The sequence below is a fragment of the Pseudomonas sp. UMAB-08 genome (assembly GCF_900095225.1).
In the GTDB taxonomy this organism is placed as follows: Bacteria; Pseudomonadota; Gammaproteobacteria; order Pseudomonadales; family Pseudomonadaceae; genus Aquipseudomonas.
The window spans coordinates 1-237 of record NZ_LT607473.1; the positions used below are offsets into that span (position 1 = coordinate 1).

Annotated in this window: 1 protein-coding gene; it reads left to right on the forward strand. The window is 58.6% G+C overall.

All coding sequences use genetic code 11. The features are described 5' to 3' along the window. A partial coding sequence (locus K0F75_RS25475) for a phage baseplate assembly protein V (RefSeq protein WP_219064712.1) occupies positions 1–237 on the forward strand: 237 nt, incomplete at both ends.

Genomic DNA, 237 nt, shown 5'->3' on the forward strand with positions numbered 1-237 from the left:
GTCGCCTCTAGTTGGGCGGGCGATGGGTATGGCGCCGTCACCATTCCCCGGGTGGGCATGGAGGTGCTGGTTTCATACCTTGAAGGGGACGCCGACAGGCCGGTTATCGTGGGCTGCCTTGCCAATAACCTGAATCCCGTTGCGCATGGGCTGCCTGAAAACAAGACCAAAAGCGTCTTTCGCAGCCGGAGTTCCAGTGCGAGCACCGGTTTCAACGAAGTCCATTTTGACGACAAG